The 16424-nt window shown below is 50.0% G+C and carries 17 protein-coding genes and 1 other annotated feature; of the genes, 2 read left to right on the forward strand and 15 right to left on the reverse strand.

All coding sequences use genetic code 11. The annotated features are described in order from the left end of the window. Positions 1-11: 11 nt before the first annotated feature. The 7 genes from arnA to ACM615_RS07275 form a co-directional block, all read right to left on the reverse strand. Positions 12-1994, reverse strand: coding sequence for a bifunctional UDP-4-amino-4-deoxy-L-arabinose formyltransferase/UDP-glucuronic acid oxidase ArnA (gene arnA, locus ACM615_RS07245; RefSeq protein WP_112287969.1), 1983 nt, complete (start codon positions 1992-1994; stop codon positions 12-14). Next, on the reverse strand, positions 1994-2974 hold the full coding sequence (gene arnC / locus ACM615_RS07250) for an undecaprenyl-phosphate 4-deoxy-4-formamido-L-arabinose transferase (RefSeq protein WP_112287970.1): 981 nt from the start codon (positions 2972-2974) through the stop codon (positions 1994-1996). The genes arnA and arnC overlap by 1 nt, the downstream gene beginning before the upstream one ends. Further along, positions 2974-4116 (reverse strand): UDP-4-amino-4-deoxy-L-arabinose aminotransferase, encoded by a 1143-nt coding sequence (arnB, locus tag ACM615_RS07255; protein ID WP_431011713.1) that lies wholly within the window; start codon positions 4114-4116, stop codon positions 2974-2976. Before arnB ends, arnC begins: the two co-directional genes overlap by 1 nt. 354 nt (positions 4117-4470) lie before the next feature. After that, positions 4471-5226 (reverse strand): vitamin B12 ABC transporter ATP-binding protein BtuD, encoded by a 756-nt coding sequence (gene btuD / locus ACM615_RS07260; RefSeq protein WP_431011714.1) that lies wholly within the window; start codon positions 5224-5226, stop codon positions 4471-4473. Positions 5227-5245: 19 nt separating this feature from the next. After that, positions 5246-5797 carry a glutathione peroxidase gene (locus ACM615_RS07265; protein ID WP_129638538.1) on the reverse strand — a complete coding sequence of 184 codons (552 nt, stop codon included), beginning with the start codon at positions 5795-5797 and terminating at the stop codon, positions 5246-5248. Positions 5798-5859: 62 nt separating this feature from the next. Then, entirely contained in the window at positions 5860-6867 is a 1008-nt protein-coding gene (btuC, locus tag ACM615_RS07270; RefSeq protein WP_132963814.1) for a vitamin B12 ABC transporter permease BtuC, read from the reverse strand. A gap of 151 nt (positions 6868-7018) precedes the next feature. Continuing rightward, positions 7019-7444: a DUF2502 domain-containing protein gene (locus tag ACM615_RS07275; RefSeq protein WP_129638536.1), complete on the reverse strand. Its 426-nt coding sequence runs from the start codon at positions 7442-7444 to the stop codon at positions 7019-7021. A gap of 269 nt (positions 7445-7713) precedes the next feature. On the opposite strand from ACM615_RS07275, the gene ACM615_RS07280 reads away from it, so the two are divergent. Next, a complete protein-coding gene (locus tag ACM615_RS07280) occupies positions 7714-7842 on the forward strand; it encodes a hypothetical protein (RefSeq protein WP_259274986.1) in 129 nt (42 codons plus the stop codon). 388 nt (positions 7843-8230) lie between these two features. Here the strand turns inward: ACM615_RS07280 and ihfA are convergent, their stop codons facing one another. From ihfA to thrS, 8 genes are all read right to left on the reverse strand, one after another. Continuing rightward, positions 8231-8527, reverse strand: a complete 297-nt coding sequence (gene ihfA / locus ACM615_RS07285; RefSeq protein ID WP_004089944.1) for an integration host factor subunit alpha — start codon at positions 8525-8527, stop codon at positions 8231-8233. Between the two features lie 4 nt (positions 8528-8531). Next, entirely contained in the window at positions 8532-10919 is a 2388-nt protein-coding gene (gene pheT, locus ACM615_RS07290) for a phenylalanine--tRNA ligase subunit beta (RefSeq protein ID WP_431011715.1), read from the reverse strand. 14 nt (positions 10920-10933) lie between these two features. Beyond that, positions 10934-11917: a phenylalanine--tRNA ligase subunit alpha gene (gene pheS / locus ACM615_RS07295; protein WP_112287976.1), complete on the reverse strand. Its 984-nt coding sequence runs from the start codon at positions 11915-11917 to the stop codon at positions 10934-10936. A 99-nt stretch (positions 11918-12016) separates the two neighbouring features. After that, positions 12017-12141: a sequence feature (Phe leader region), on the reverse strand. Then, positions 12092-12136: a pheST operon leader peptide PheM gene (gene pheM, locus ACM615_RS07300; RefSeq protein WP_134389264.1), complete on the reverse strand. Its 45-nt coding sequence runs from the start codon at positions 12134-12136 to the stop codon at positions 12092-12094. It overlaps the preceding feature by 45 nt. Before the next feature lie 128 nt (positions 12142-12269). Then, a complete protein-coding gene (rplT, locus tag ACM615_RS07305) occupies positions 12270-12626 on the reverse strand; it encodes a 50S ribosomal protein L20 (RefSeq protein ID WP_056773451.1) in 357 nt (118 codons plus the stop codon). A gap of 40 nt (positions 12627-12666) precedes the next feature. Then, positions 12667-12864 (reverse strand): 50S ribosomal protein L35, encoded by a 198-nt coding sequence (rpmI, locus tag ACM615_RS07310; RefSeq protein WP_013576135.1) that lies wholly within the window; start codon positions 12862-12864, stop codon positions 12667-12669. Between the two features lie 95 nt (positions 12865-12959). Beyond that, the gene (gene infC / locus ACM615_RS07315) at positions 12960-13511 is read right to left on the reverse strand and encodes a translation initiation factor IF-3 (protein WP_013576136.1); all 552 of its coding nucleotides are present in this window, start codon (positions 13509-13511) and stop codon (positions 12960-12962) included. Positions 13512-13514: 3 nt separating this feature from the next. After that, positions 13515-15443: a threonine--tRNA ligase gene (gene thrS / locus ACM615_RS07320; protein WP_120161765.1), complete on the reverse strand. Its 1929-nt coding sequence runs from the start codon at positions 15441-15443 to the stop codon at positions 13515-13517. A 289-nt stretch (positions 15444-15732) separates the two neighbouring features. Here thrS and ACM615_RS07325 point away from each other — a divergent pair, with 289 nt between their 5' ends. Next, positions 15733-16413, forward strand: coding sequence for a MarC family NAAT transporter (locus ACM615_RS07325; protein WP_120161764.1), 681 nt, complete (start codon positions 15733-15735; stop codon positions 16411-16413). Positions 16414-16424: the final 11 nt, after the last annotated feature.

The following is a 16424-nucleotide window of genomic DNA, read 5'->3' on the forward strand; positions in this document are numbered from 1 at the left end:
CTGGCACCGTATCAGGCTTTGTCAGCGTCAGTGTTTACAGAACGCAGGAAGAAATCCAGCGTGTCGGCGACGGTTTTATCCATGCCAATTTCAGGTTTCCAGTCCAGCAGACGACGGGCATTTTTGATGCTCGGCGTACGGTGCTCAACGTCCTGGTAGCCTTTACCGTAGTAAGTGCTGCTTTCGACCAGATTGAAACCGGCAAACGGCGGGAACTGGGCGCGAAGCGGGTGAGCCTCAAAGCTTTTCAGTAGCATTTCTGCCAGCTGACGGATGCTTGCTTCGTTCGTCGGGTTACCGATGTTGATGATCTGACCGTCACACAGGTTGTCGCGGTTCTCGATGATGCGGAACAACGCTTCGATACCGTCGTTGATGTCGGTGAAGCAACGTTTCTGCTCGCCGCCATCGACCAGTTTGATCGGTGAACCTTCTACCAGATTCAGGATCAGCTGAGTGATCGCACGGGAACTGCCGATACGCGCAGCATCCAGGTTATCCAGACGTGGCCCCATCCAGTTAAACGGACGGAACAGTGTGAATTTCAGACCTTCTTTCGCGCCATATGCCCAGATAACACGGTCCAGCAGCTGTTTAGAAACAGAGTAAATCCAGCGCTGTTTGTTAATCGGGCCAACGATCAGACGGGAATGGTCCTCATCGAATTCTTTGTCATCACACATACCGTAAACTTCAGAGGTCGACGGGAAGATGATGCGTTTTTTGTATTTCACACAGTCGCGAACGATTTTCAGGTTTTCTTCGAAATCCAGTTCGAACACACGCAGCGGATTACGGGTGTATTCAATTGGCGTGGCGATAGCCACCAGCGGCAGAACGACATCACATTTTTTAATGTGGTATTCGATCCACTCAGAATGGATGCTGATATCGCCTTCAACGAAGTGGAAGTGCGGGTTATCCATGAAGCGGCTGACCGCGTCAGAGCTGATATCCAGACCATAAATTTCATAACGGTCTTCACGCAGCAGGCGTTCACTCAGGTGGTTACCGATGAAACCGTTCACACCCAGAATCAGCACGCGTGTACGACGCTTCATGACGGCGGTTGGCAATGTCGCCACGCGCATATCCGGCATGATACCCAGTTCAAGCGCCAGACGGGAACCCTGAACATACAGGCCGTTTTCACTCTGCCCTGCCAGAATTTCCAGTGCGCCTTCGCCACAGGCGATAGTCAGCGGATCAGAAGAAAGTACGGTGCCCGGTTGTTTGTCATGCTGAGTATCCAGCGGACGGGCGCGCCAGACGGTCAGTTTACGCTGACCCAGATAAGAGAATGCACCCGGGTAAGGTTCAGTCACAGCACGGATCAGGTTGTTAATTTCAGTGGCAGATTTATGCCAGTGAATTTCACCATCGGCAGCAGTGCGACGTCCAAAGTAGCTTGCCTGAGACTCGTCTTGCGGAGTCAGCGTGATCTTACCGGCTTTCATTTCCGGCAGAACATCTGTCAGAAGCGCTTTAGCTGCATCACGGACTTTGGCGTGTAATTTCAGTGCAGTGTCATCGGCGGCGATAGCGACTTTACGCTGCCCCACGATATCACCCGCATCAGGCCGTTTAACCATTTTATGCAGGGTAACGCCGGTTTCGGTTTCGCCATTCAGCAGCGCCCAGTTAACCGGTGCGCGACCACGGTAGCGTGGCAGCAATGAACCATGCAGATTAAAACCGCCGCGTGGCGCCAGAGATAAAATCTCTTCGCTCAGCATGTTGCGATAGTAGAAAGAGAAAATGACATCAGGCTGTAAAGCACGGATGCGGTCGACCCACAATGGATGGTTAACATCTTCCGGGGCATAAACCGGCAGATTCAGTTCAGCACCCTGACGGGCAACAGATGAAAAGAACTGGTTTTCATTCGGGGCATCGGTATGCGTAAAGACTGCCTGTACGTCATAACCGGCATCAACCAGAGCCTGTAAACCAACACAACCAATATCATGGTAGGCAAATACAATCGCTTTCATCACTCTTCTTCCTGACTGTTATCTTCGGAACGAACGCCGACGACTTTTTGAACAAAATAACGGGGACGCGCACGGACATCATTGTAGATACGCCCGATGTATTCACCGAGTAACCCCATGCCCACAAACTGCGCACCGATAAACATGAATAACAATGCAAATAACGTAAATACGCCATCCGCAGCCCAGGCAGGACCGTTGATGAGGCGCATTAAAATCAGAAACACCGCCAGCACAAAACCGAAAATGGCGATCGCACTGCCCACCACGCTAAGCATTCTCAGCGGCGTCGTTGTCAGGCAGGTAATCAGGTCATACATCAGGTTGATGAGTTTCATCAGGCTGTATTTGGAATCACCGAATTCGCGCTCAGAATGCTGAACCGGGATTTCAATCGTTTTGCGCGCGAAGGTGTTTGCCAGAATCGGGATAAAGGTACTGCGCTCATGGCAATGCAGCATGGCTTCGATAATGTGGCGGCGGTAGGCACGTAACATGCAACCGTAATCGCCCATCGATTTGCCGGTAGCGCGCTGGATCATCATGTTGATCATTTTCGAGGCTGATTTACGGAACCAGGAATCGCGGCGGTTTGCACGTACGGTGCCGACAACGTCATAGCCTTCATCGGCCGTGGCGACCAGGCGCGGGATTTCTTCCGGTGGATTTTGCAGGTCAGCGTCAAGTGTAATGACCAGATCACCTGTCACATGGCTAAAACCGGCCATAATGGCGGAATGCTGGCCGTAATTACGGTTGAGCAAAACGGCAATAACATGGCTGTCCGGTTGTTCTGCAGCGGCAGCGAGCATGTCACCGGAGCTGTCAGAACTGCCGTCATCCACCAGAATTATTTCGTACTGTTGGGTTAATTGCTTACAGGCTGCCTGCGTACGAGATAACAATGCCGGCAAGCTTTCTTCTTCGTTGTAGACCGGGATAACCACCGAGACTTTACGGATTGGTTCGTATTGCGCCACTACTGCGCCTCCAGAAGGGAAAAAAGAGCCGCGACAACACGGTCCACATCACTGTCCTGCATATCAGGGAACAGCGGCAGGCTGCACAAACGTGCCGAATTCCATTCGCTGTTTGGCAGGCTCAGATGCGGATAACGCTCGCGGTAATATTTTTGGGTATGAGCGGCGCGGAAATGCAAACCAGTTCCGATCCCCTGCTCTTTCAGGCGTTCCATCAGAGCGTCACGGCTGATACCGCAACGTTCTTCATCCACGCGGATCATGAATAAGTGCCACGCATGAAGGTGCGGGTAAGCCGGTACATTCATTGGCAAATAAGGTGAGCCCTGTAATTTATCCAGATATCGCTGCGCCAGTTCGGTACGGCGCGCATTGATCTCATGCAGGCGTTTAAGCTGGACGACGGCAATAGAAGCGTGAATATCGGAAAGATTGTATTTAAAACCGGGCTCGACAACCTCAGCCTGCGGTTTGCGCCCCAGTACCTGACGGTCAAATGCATCAACGGCCAGACCGTGGAATTTCAACGCGCGGACTTTATTCGCCAGCTCGTCGTCATCCGTGGCTATCAGGCCACCTTCGGCGCAGGTCATATTTTTGATGGCGTGGAAGGAGAAGATTGCCGTTCCCTGCCCGCCAATCCAGCGGTCACGGTAACGGGTACCTGCCGCGTGCGCGGCATCTTCTACGACAGGAATACCGTGTTCGTTGGCGACAGCGTAAATCGGGTCAAGGTCTAAAGGCGCGCCCGCGTAATGCACAGGGATAATCGCTTTGGTTTTCGGCGTGATGGCGGCAGCAATGGCTTCTGCGCTTACCATCAGGGTGTCCGGGTCAACATCGATCATGACCGGCTCTGCACCCAGCAGAACAATCATATTGATGGTCGAAACCCAGGTCTGGGAAGGGGTAATCACTTCATCGCCGGGGCCTATGCCCAGCGCCATCAACGTAACATGCATGCCACCGGTTGCGGAACTGACTGCGATAGCATGTTTACAACCGAAAGCGGCAGAGAAATCCTGTTCCAGCTGGTTTGTTTGCGGTCCGGTGGTTATCCACCCTGAGCGCAAAACCTGCCCCACAGCCGCAATCTCTTCTTCGCCCATAGACGGACGGGAGAAAGGCAAAAAGTTTTCCATTACGCTATCCCGAAAGGTAATTAATTGATACCAACTTTAGACCGCATTTATTTAACAACAGGTAAACACTGTCATGAATTTATGAATCTTATGATGTCGGTTTAATCTTAATTTAACCTTAAGGATTTTCCAGTTTTGTGAAGCTAAATAGAAACTAAACCAGAAGAAAAGAAACTATCTTAATACCAAAAAACGTCTTGAAAACAATGTATTGAATTGTATTTAATGTAATACTAAAAAATGAACTTTATTTAGAAATAGAAAACACTGTTCTTTTTATGAACAGAAAATGGGCATTCAAAAACCTAACAGCTGATAATAAAATAGTTACCCGGCTATTGATTAAGTAATACGTTACGCCATCGCCGCCATTATCCAGTGTCGACCAGCCAGTTCATGTCCCTGAAATACCACTTTATAAACCGCAGAAAGTGTTTCCGGCTGCATAACATCAGGACATTTTCCCGCTGAAATGACTTCACCCGCCGACATCAGCCAGACCTCATGTGCATAATGCAAAGTATGATTAAGATCGTGGTCACTTATCACGACTGAACGCCCTGCTGCACAGAATTCCGTGAGCAACTGATCCAGCGCCTGCTGCTGCGCCACGTCAAGACTGTTCATCGGTTCGTCGAGAAATAAAAGCCGGCTGTCGGGATTAACGTCAGGCCACACCTGCAATAAGACCGCCGCGAGGCGAACCCGCTGCCATTCACCACCTGAAAGATGTGTGACCGGACGGGCAAGTTTATCGTCAAGATGCAGCGCAGCAGACAACCGTGCAATTGTGCGCTCCAGCACTTCAGGATCGGAATTTTGTGGCTGATGAAGTGACAGATATTGGAAAACCGGCATCAGGGATGCCGGTGTCAGTTGCTGGCAAAGCCAGGCGCGCAGACGAGCCAGACGCGGGCCTGATAATTCAGCTAACCTTTGTCCGTCGATACTGACCTCACCTTTTCCGGCCGACATGCCTGCCAGCCGGTTCAGTAAGGTGCTCTTTCCTGCCCCGTTCGGCCCGATAATATGTATCCGGCTTCCGGGCGCGATGTGCGAACTAAACGCCTGAAGGCGCCCTTCAACCGCAATTTCGCGACATTCCAGCATCTGCGCTTCCATAACTTAGTTATTTTGCCAGTGCTGCTTTAATAGTTTCCATCAGAATAGGATCTTCCGGCGTCATGTCCGGTGCGAAACGCTGAACAACGGTGCCATCGCGACCGATCAGGAATTTCTCAAAGTTCCACAAGATGTCATCGGGTTTTAAAGGCTGACGGCCTTTGCTCGCAAGACGCTCGTAGAAAGCACTATCTTCTGGTTTTACCGCCGCAGGACGGGCAGCAATCATCGCCGCATACAGCGGGTGGCGGTTGTCGCCATTGACGTTAATTTTGCTGAACATAGGGAATTTCACGCCAAAGTTCGTGGTGCAGAAGGTTTTGATTTCCTCTTCTGTACCCGGTTCCTGCGCGCCAAACTCATTACACGGGAAGCCCAGAACCTCAAATCCCTGGTCTTGCCAGGCCTGATAAATATTCTCCAGACTTTCATATTGTTTGGTCAGGCCACATTGTGACGCTACGTTAACGACCAGCAATACAGAACCTTTATAAGCACCCAGCGTTGTGGTTTCGCCATCAATGGTTTTCAGGGAGATGTCAAAAATGTCATTACTCATCGTTTTTATCCTGATAGTTGCAGGTAGGTAAAGGGAGAGCATAGACGACCCGCCGTAAATAATCAGCGGATTTGTCCGACTCTGATCAGAAGCCAGATGAAGACCGGAGCCCCCAGCGTGGCGGTAACCACGCCGACGGGCAATTCAGCCGCATACAGACCAATTCTTGATACCACGTCAGCGAGAAGTAACACGCTGGCGCCACCAAGCGCACAGGCTGGCAGTAAACGGCGCTGATCGGTGATACCCGCAAGGCGCAGAATATGCGGGATAACCAGCCCGATAAAGCCGATAACGCCAGATAATGCCACGCTCAGCCCGACAATCCAGCCGACTGCGAGAACAAGCCCATAGCGCCAGGTTGTCAGAGATATCCCCAGTTGTTGCGCCTGTACGATACCTAATGACAGCAGATTAAGGGCGTTGCCCTGAAAAACCAGCCACAATAATACCGGCAACAACAGCATTGCCAGCCAGATCTGGTTCCAGTCGACACCGCCGAACCCGCCCATCATCCAGTACATCAGCTGGCGCAAATCAAGATTACTGCTGAAGTAAATGGCCCAGGTCATTAAAGCGCTGCAAACGATACCGATCGCTACGCCCACCAGCAGCATACGGGCATTCGTTAACAAACGTTTACGGGAAATCGTTAACAGGAAAAATGTGACAATCAGTGCGCCTGCAATCGCCGCCAGACTCATCACCCAGACAGGTAAAATGCCGTGGCCGAGCATGACACACAATACCAGCGCCACACCGGCACCATTGGCAACGCCGAGCAATCCGGGTTCGGCGAGCGGGTTTTCGAATAATGACTGCATGACTGCGCCAGCAACCGCGAGACTGGCGCCGACTAGAATCACCGCGATAGCCCGGGGTAACCGCAGTTGCCAGACAAAAAGTCGCGCCTCACTGCCCAGCCACTGATTGGGCCATAACCAGTTTTCACCCGCACTCAGGCTGAATACGCAGATTATTACCAGCAACAGGCTCAGCCCGACCAGCCAGCGGCGGTCACGGCGTTTACGTTGTTGTTCAAGAGCAGAATAGGTCTGCGGAATGGGCATGTAGGGCAGTTTCCTGAGACTCACTGTGGATGACTATCCTACCGATATTAGTCAGTTAGCTCTGGCGAGTGAACCGGATAATGACAAAAACAGGAAACAAAAAAGCCGGTGACAAAGCACCGGCCTGAAAAGTCTTCATTGAAGGGGAGAATCAGTGGCCCTGATGGCCATCTGGCGGGATCGGCTGACCCTTCCCGTGATTGTCATTTTGCCCGCCCTGATGATCACGATTATCATGGTGATCACCATTATCATGATGATTGCCGTTGTTCGGGTGGCCCTGATCGTGTTGCGGGTTGTGTGGCGGATTGCTATGACCACGCTGCGGCGGTTTGGGATCCCAGCGGTTGCCATGCCAGTACATACCATGCTCATTGCGCTCACCATAATGATGGCCCTGATGGTCATGCCACCACTGCGGCGGACGCCAGTCGTAACCATCCCAGTAATAGCCACGCTGGTCCTGATCCCCGAGATGAACCGATACGCCGGGTACGTTAACGTCAACAGAAACATTTGCCTGCGCGATCACAGGCAATGCCAGTGCACAACAAAGCAATAAAAGTGATTTTTTCATAAGAGTCACGCCTTCTTTATTTTTATGACGTGTTTTTTATATCAGGCAGGAAAGACAGAGAATATAAGAGTGCGGCGTATTTTCGGATATCTTGCTGTGACCTTACAATAAAAATACAAACATATCCTGTTTGAAATACATCAACAGGATGAAGATTATTAACTATTCAATTCTTATTACGATACTAACAAATCTTAACGCAAGCCTGACGATAATCCGTCTGCCGTTTATTTATAATAAAATTGTTTATTCCAATAAAGGACATTCTTATGCGTCGTATTCTCGCTTTGTTTGGTGTTGCTCTGGTTGTCGTAAGCCTCAGTGGCTGTATCTTCCCGGGGCCATATGGTCACGGTGGCGGCCATGGCGGTGGTCATCCGCATTATTACTGGCGCTAACATTAATTAAGAATTTTCATCATTGCATTTGTTTATTTACTGACTGCGAATCTGAATATAAACATTTGCCAATGCGTTTAACATCAAGGGGCTTGGGCCCCTTTTTTTGTTTTATGCAACCACTGTATTTATTGCGGCTCACATAAAAAGCCGAATAAAACAACACTGATGAAAAAGTCAGCCCGTAATTAACAACCTGCAAGGTGCAGATAATATACCTCCTCGACCTGGCGTTAAATTTAATCTATCAGACGATTCCTGAAACAACCACCCCATTAACGAAATCTTTTCACTTCCTGCGCAATTTAACGCAAATTATTTCCCTTCAGAGAACCGTAAATTCGGCCCAAAAAAAAGGCCGCTTTCGCGGCCTTTTTGATGTTTTCACTTATTCTTTCGGAGTGGCATTCTCTACACGACTTTTCAATTTCTGTCCCGGACGGAAAGTCACCACACGACGCGCCGTGATCGGAATATCTTCGCCGGTTTTCGGGTTACGTCCCGGACGTTGGTTTTTGTCACGCAGATCAAAGTTGCCAAAGCCAGACAGTTTTACTTGCTCGCCATTTTCCAAAGCACGACGTACTTCTTCGAAAAATATCTCAACAAGGTCTTTGGCATCCCGTTTGCTCAGCCCGAGCTTCTCAAACAGGTGTTCTGACATTTCAGCTTTAGTAAGCGCCATAGGTTCAATCCCTCAAGGATGCTTGGAATCGCTGTTTTAGAGCCTCTACACATTTTGCAACGGTAGCGGCGATCTCCTCTTCTTCCAGTGTACGGCCGGTATCCTGCAACACCAGACTGATAGCCAGGCTCTTGTAACCTTCAGCTACGCCCTTGCCACGGTACACATCAAACAAGTTTACGCCAACTACCTGATTTGCGCCAACTTTCTTGCACTCTGCCAAAATATCGTCTGCGGGCACGTTTTCGGCCACTACCACAGCGATGTCACGACGGTTCGCCGGGAAGCGAGAAATCTCTTTCGCATCAGGCAGTACGCGGTCTGCGACCTTGTTCCATAACAATTCGAAGACCACGGTACGACCATTAAGATCGAGTTTACGTTCCAGCTCAGGGTGTACTACACCAATGAAACCAATACGTTCGCCGCGTAAATAAATCGCCGCGCTTTGCCCAGGATGCAGCGCAGGATTTGCTTCTACCTTGAACTGTACGTCGTTCATTTTGCCGGTAAGCTCAAGAATAGCCTCAAGATCACCTTTCAAATCGTAGTAGTCAACTGTCTGACGCGCCAGATCCCAATGCTCTTCATTTTTAGTACCCGAGATCACACCAGACAGCATGACGTCCTGACGGATACCCAAATCGGCTTGTGCATCAGGGACAAAGCGCAGGCCGCTTTCAAATAAACGCACGCGACTTTGCTGACGATTTTGGTTATTTACTACCGCAGTCAGCAGGCCAGACCACAGGGAAAGACGCATTGCTGACATTTCCACCGAAATCGGGCTTGGCAAAATCAGCGCTTCTTCACCAGGGTGCAGGAGAGCCTGAACTTTTGGATCCACAAAACTGTAGGTGATCGCTTCCTGGAATCCACGGTCAACCAGCAGATTTTTCACACGTTTAAGCGACAAATTCGCTTCACGGTGTTTAGTCATCACCAGACTGGCTTTCACTGGCACATCAGGAATGTTGTTGTAGCCGTAAACACGGGCCACTTCTTCCACCAGGTCTTCTTCGATTTGCATATCGAAACGCCAGCTTGGTGCGACAGCCACCCAGTGGTCGGCTTTATGCTCAACCTGACAGCCCAGACGGGTCAGAATATCGGTTACCTGTGCGTCTTCTACATGGTGGCCAATCAGACGGTCCAGTTTTTCACGACGCAATGTGATGGTAGCCGCTTTTGGCAGATGCTCTTCTGAAGTCGCGTTGATGACCGGACCGGCTTCACCACCACAAATGCTCAGCAGCAAAGCAGTTGCGCGCTCAATGGCTTTGAATTGCAGCTCAGGATCCACACCACGTTCATAGCGATGTGAAGCGTCTGTGTGCAGGCCCTGACGGCGTGCACGGCCAGTGATGGCCAGCGGAGCAAAGAACGCAGATTCCAGCAGGACATCCTGCGTTTCATCATTCACACCGGAATGTTCGCCACCAAAGATACCGGCCATCGCCAGCGCTTTCTGGTGGTCAGCGATGACCAGCGTGTCTTCCGCCAGTTTCGCTTTGGTGCCATCAAGCAACGTTAATGCTTCGTCTTTCTGCGCCATGCGCACGACAATGCCACCGCTGATGCGATTCAGATCGAACGCATGCATTGGCTGACCGAGTTCCAGCAGCACGAAGTTGGTGATATCCACAACAGCGTCGATAGAACGGATACCGCAGCGACGCAGTTTTTCACGCATCCACAACGGCGTAGCGGCCTTAACATTGATGCCTTTTACCACACGGCCCAGATAACGCGGACACGCCTGAGGCGCCTGCACATCAATGGAGATTGTGGCGTCAACGCTAGCTTTCACCGGATTGATTTCCGGCTCGACCAGCGGCAGCTGATTAATCACCGCAACATCACGTGCCACGCCCAGGATACCCAGACAGTCAGCACGGTTTGGCGTCACACTGATTTCGATAATGGTGTCATCGAGCTTCAGGAATTCGCGGATATCAGTCCCGACTGGCGCATCAAGCGGCAGCTCAATGATACCGTCGTGATCTTCCGAAATACCCAGCTCAGAGAAAGAACACAACATGCCTTCTGAAGGCTCGCCACGCAGCTTGGCGGCTTTGATTTTGAAATCACCCGGCAATACCGCGCCGACAGTCGCGACGGCAACTTTAAGGCCCTGACGGCAGTTTGGTGCGCCGCAAACGATGTCGAGCAGGCGATCGCCACCGACATTCACTTTAGTCACACGCAGTTTGTCTGCGTTTGGGTGCTGACCACATTCGACAACTTCGCCGACAACCACGCCATTAAATGCGCCGGAAACCGGATCAACGCCATCGACTTCAAGGCCAGCCATGGTGATTTGGTCTGATAATGCTTCGCTGCTGATGGCTGGGTTTACCCACTCACGCAACCAGAGTTCACTGAATTTCATGTGATATTCCCGCCTTACTTAAACTGTTTGAGGAAACGCAGATCATTTTCGAAGAATGCACGCAGGTCAGTCACGCCATAGCGCAACATTGTCAGACGTTCCATTCCCATTCCGAAGGCAAAACCGGAATACACTTCTGGGTCAATGCCGACGTTGCGCAGGACATTCGGATGCACCATGCCGCAACCCAGCACTTCCAGCCACTTGCCATTTTTGCCCATTACATCCACTTCCGCAGAAGGTTCTGTGAACGGGAAATAGGAAGGACGGAAACGGATCTGCAAATCAGCTTCAAAGAAGTTGTTCAGGAAATCGTGCAACGTGCCTTTCAGGTTGGAGAAGCTGATGTCTTTATCAACGATCAGGCCTTCCATCTGATGGAACATCGGGGTGTGAGTCTGGTCGTAATCGTTACGATATACGCGGCCCGGCGCGATGATACGAATCGGCGGCTGCTGATCTTTCATCGTACGGATCTGAACACCGGAAGTCTGTGTGCGCAGCAAACGCTTGGCATCAAACCAGAATGTATCGTGATCAGCACGTGCCGGATGGTGTCCCGGAATATTCAGGGCATCGAAGTTATGATAGTCATCTTCGATTTCAGGGCCGGTTTCCACGGTAAAGCCTAATTCACCGAAGAAGGTTTCAATGCGGTCGATAGTACGGGTCACCGGGTGCAGACCACCGTTTTCGATGCGGCGACCAGGCAGGGAAACGTCAATCGTTTCTTCAGCCAGACGCGCATTCAATTCAGCAGACTCCAGCGTATTTTTACGCGCGTTCAGGGCTTCCTGAACCTGCGCTTTCGCTTCATTGATGACCGCACCCGCTGCCGGGCGTTCTTCCGCAGGTAATTCACGGAGTGTTGTCATCTGGAGTGTCAGGTGGCCTTTCTTACCCAGATATTCGACACGCACGTTATCCAGCGCGGCGATGTCCTGAGCACTCTCTACGGCTGCCTTGGCATTGGCAACCAGCTCTGCGAGATGTGGCATTGCTTTCCTCTTCTTCTGGCCAATATGGCCCGATGTAAAATAACCGTGATTAATCAGGGGCGCGATTTTGACCCTGAACCTTAGTGTATAAAGCACAGATACAAAAAAGCCTCCACGAGGGAGGCTTAGGCGCTACTTTTCGTTTCTTCTCTTACGCGCGAAAGCCTTCCTGAGTCAGGCGCTAAAGTAAAAAAAGAAACGGAAAATAGCAGGATTCATGCTTGCGTTACCTTATCGGTTGTAAATTTTGTGCTGACGTTCTAATGACACTACAGAGGATATTAAACAACGAAACAGAATGTTTTTAAACACAAAATATAAAAGAGGGAGCAAGCTCCCTCTTTCAACTGACTTACGCCAGTGCTGCTTTCGCTTTCTCAACAAGAGCGGCAAATACCACTTTGTCGAAGACTGCGATGTCAGCCAAGATCTTACGGTCAATTTCAATAGAAGCTTTTTTCAAGCCGTTAATGAATTTGCTGTAAGACATGTCGTTCTGACGAGCTGCTGCGTTGATACGCGCGATCCACAGCTGACGGAACTGACGTTTCTTTTGACGACGGTCACGGTAAGCGTATTGACCAGCTTTGATAACAGCCTGGAATGCAACACGATATACGCGAGAACGGGCACCGTAGTAACCTTTCGCCTGTTTTAAGATTTTCTTGTGACGTGCACGTGCAATCACACCACGTTTTACGCGAGCCATATGCTCTCCTGAGTTTTATATTCTAAATGAAAAAGTGTATTTATGCGTACGGCAGACATGCAGAGACCAGACCCAAATCGTTCTTGGATACCAGGCCTTTTGGACGCAAGTGACGTTTACGCTTAGTAGCTTTTTTGGTCAGAATATGACGCAGGTTTGCGTGCTTACGCTTAAAACCACCGTTGGCGGTTTTTTTGAAGCGTTTAGCGGCGCCGCGTACTGTTTTGATCTTTGGCATTTTAAATTCCACTTCGCATTGTTATTAACATGAATCAGAAAGGCGAATCCAGCATGCGCGGTGCTAACACCGCGCAGCAGGATTACTTGGAAGCCTTACTGTTTCTTCTTAGGTGCGAGCACCATGATCATCTGACGACCTTCGATCTTCGTAGGGAAGGATTCGACAACGGCCAGTTCAGAATCTTCACACAGGTCTTTACGGACGCGGTTAAGCACTTCCATACCGATCTGTTGGTGCGCCATTTCACGCCCACGGAAACGCAGGGTGATTTTGGCTTTATCGCCATCTTCCAGAAAGCGAATCAGGTTGCGTAGTTTGACCTGATAGTCGCCATCATCGGTACCAGGTCGGAATTTGATTTCCTTAACCTGAATAACTTTTTGTTTCTTTTTCTGCTCTTTAGTCGACTTGCTCTTCTCGTAGAGGAATTTGCCGTAATCCATGATTCGACAAACTGGCGGCTCGGCATTCGGACTGATTTCTACTAAATCGACGCCCGCTTCCTCAGCTTTTTCAAGAGCTTCATTCAGACTGACAATACCAATCTGCTCGCCATCGACGCCTGTGAGGCGAACTTCTTGCGCGCGAATCTCTTTGTTAATGCGATTAGGACGCGCCGGTTGAACTCGTTTTCCGCCTTTAATACTTTATTCCTCCAGTTGATGAAGACTTCTGCTGCGGATTTCCGCCAGCAGTTTGTCAACGACTTCGCTAACATCCATGCTTCCTAAGTCTTTGCCGCGGCGGGTACGAACAGCAACTTTGCCTGCTTCGACCTCTTTATCGCCACAAACTAACATGTAAGGAACACGGCGTAGCGTGTGTTCGCGAATTTTAAAGCCAATCTTCTCATTTCTCAAGTCGGCTTTAACGCGAATGCCTGCATCTTGCAGTTTTTTAGTTAATTCTTCGACATAGGTAGCTTGTGAATCAGTGATATTCATGATCACTACCTGGACCGGAGCTATCCATGTTGGGAAGAAGCCAGCGTATTCTTCAGTCAGAATACCGATGAAACGCTCCATTGAACCCAGGATAGCACGGTGAATCATTACCGGGACCTGACGGTCGTTGCTTTCGCCAATATAAGAGGCGTTCAAGCGACCAGGTAATGAAAAGTCGAGCTGCACGGTACCACACTGCCACGCACGATCCAAACAATCATGCAAGGTAAATTCAATTTTCGGACCGTAGAACGCCCCTTCACCAGGCTGATATTCGAACGGAATGTCGTTTTCAGTCAACGCGGCTGCCAGATCATCCTCAGCACGAGTCCACATTTCGTCAGTACCAATGCGCTTCTCAGGACGAGTGGACAATTTCACCACAATCTTTTCGAAGCCAAAAGTGCTGTACATGTCGTAAACCATACGGATACAGCTGTTCACTTCATCACGTACCTGCTCTTCAGTACAGAAGATGTGGGCATCGTCCTGAGTGAAGCCACGAACGCGCATCAGACCATGCAATGCACCTGACGGCTCATTACGATGGCAGCTGCCGAACTCCGCCATACGCAGCGGCAGATCACGGTAGGATTTCAGACCCTGGTTAAAGATCTGAACGTGACCCGGGCAGTTCATAGGTTTGATGCAGTATTCACGGTTTTCAGAAGAAGTAGTGAACATTGCTTCTTTGTAGTTTTCCCAGTGACCTGTTTTTTCCCACAGCACGCGGTCCATCATAAACGGACCTTTCACTTCCTGATAATCGTATGACTTCAGTTTCATGCGCACGAAGGCTTCCAGCTCACGGAAAATAGTCCAGCCATCGTTGTGCCAGAACACCATACCTGGCGCTTCTTCCTGCATGTGATACAGGTCGAGTTGCTTACCAATTTTACGGTGGTCTCGTTTACCGGCTTCTTCCAGACGCTGAATATAGGCATTGAGTTGCTTTTTATCTGCCCATGCAGTGCCGTAGATACGTTGCAGCATCTTGTTGTCGCTGTTACCACGCCAGTAAGCACCGGATGTTTTCTGCAGTTTGAAATGATGGCAGAAACGCATGTTCGGTACGTGCGGACCACGACACATATCGACGTATTCTTCATGGTGGTACAAGCCCGGACGATCATCATGACTGATGTTTTCATCCAGAATGGCCACTTTGTATTCTTCGCCACGGCTTGCAAAGGTATCGCGCGCTTCCTGCCAGCTGACTTTCTTTTTAATAACGTCGTAATTCTTTTCAGCCAGTTCGTGCATGCGCTTTTCAAGAAGTTCGATGTCTTCCTGAGTCAACGTGCGATCTAAATCGACGTCGTAGTAGAAGCCATTATCGATAACCGGACCGATAGCCATTTTAGTGTCTGGCCACAATTGCTTGATGGCATGACCCAAAAGGTGCGCACAGGAGTGGCGCAAGATTTCAAGACCGGCTTCGTCTTTAGCGGTGATGATCGCCAGTTGTGCATCGGTTTCAATCAAATCAGTTGCATCAACCAGTTCGCCGTTAACGCGACCCGCGATACAGGCTTTCGCCAGACCCGGACCGATATCAAGCGCAACATCAAGAGGAGAAACGGGGCGATCAAAAACGCGCTGGCTTCCATCAGGAAGAGTAATGACAGGCATGTTAATTCCTTAATCTACAGTGGTGCCCCACACGACAGAGCACATCTAGAAAAATATTTGAGTGTAATTTCATGTAGTTATCCACGCTATCTAGCTTTACTTTGCCAAATATAGACACCCTGAAATACATCACGTAAATGTATCGGGATGCGACGTGAAAACAGGCAACGAGTTTAACACCCGTAAAGTGCGAATTTCCAGCAACCTGTGTTGCTTAATGTGGATATTTTTCGTGTAATCCCCTCCTGCAAGATAAGCTATTCAGAGAAACATGAGATAAGGGAAGCATATGTCTGAAGTCAGGCTGTTATTTGAAGCAATAGGTTTGGGCCTGGTGGTACTCCTTCCGCTGGCAAATCCCCTGACTACCGTGGCGCTGTTGCTCGGCCTTTCAGGGAAAATGACCACGCAGGAAAGAAACCAGCAATCGCTGATGGCCTCTGTGTATGTCTTCATCATCATGATGGTGGCGTATTACGCAGGGCAGCTGGTTATGAACACGTTTGGGATTTCTATTCCCGGCCTGCGAATTGCAGGGGGTCTGATCGTCACGTTTATCGGTTTCAGAATGCTTTTCCCACAACCCCATGTGGAAGAAAGAGTATTAATTGAGAATAAAACCGAGGAAATGAGGAAACAGGAATCGCCAAATATCGCCTTCGTTCCGCTGGCGATGCCAAGCACGGCGGGCCCGGGTACGATTGCGATGATCATCAGCAGCGCGTCTACCGTACGGGATTCTGATTTCCCGCACTGGGTTATTACCGTTGCACCGGTGATTATTTTCTTTTTAGTCGGACTGATTTTATGGTTAACGCTGCGCAGTTCAGGAGCGATTATGCGCCTGGTCGGCAAGAGCGGGATTGAAGCGATTTCACGTCTGATGGGATTCTTACTGGTGTGTATGGGGGTTCAGTTTGTGATTAACGGGATCCTTGAAATCATCAAAACATTACCGCCGGCAGCCTGAACTGCTGGCGG

Origin of the sequence: Rahnella sp. PAMC25617, from assembly GCF_050606005.1 — a bacterium.
Classification (GTDB): domain Bacteria; phylum Pseudomonadota; class Gammaproteobacteria; order Enterobacterales; family Enterobacteriaceae; genus Rahnella; species Rahnella variigena.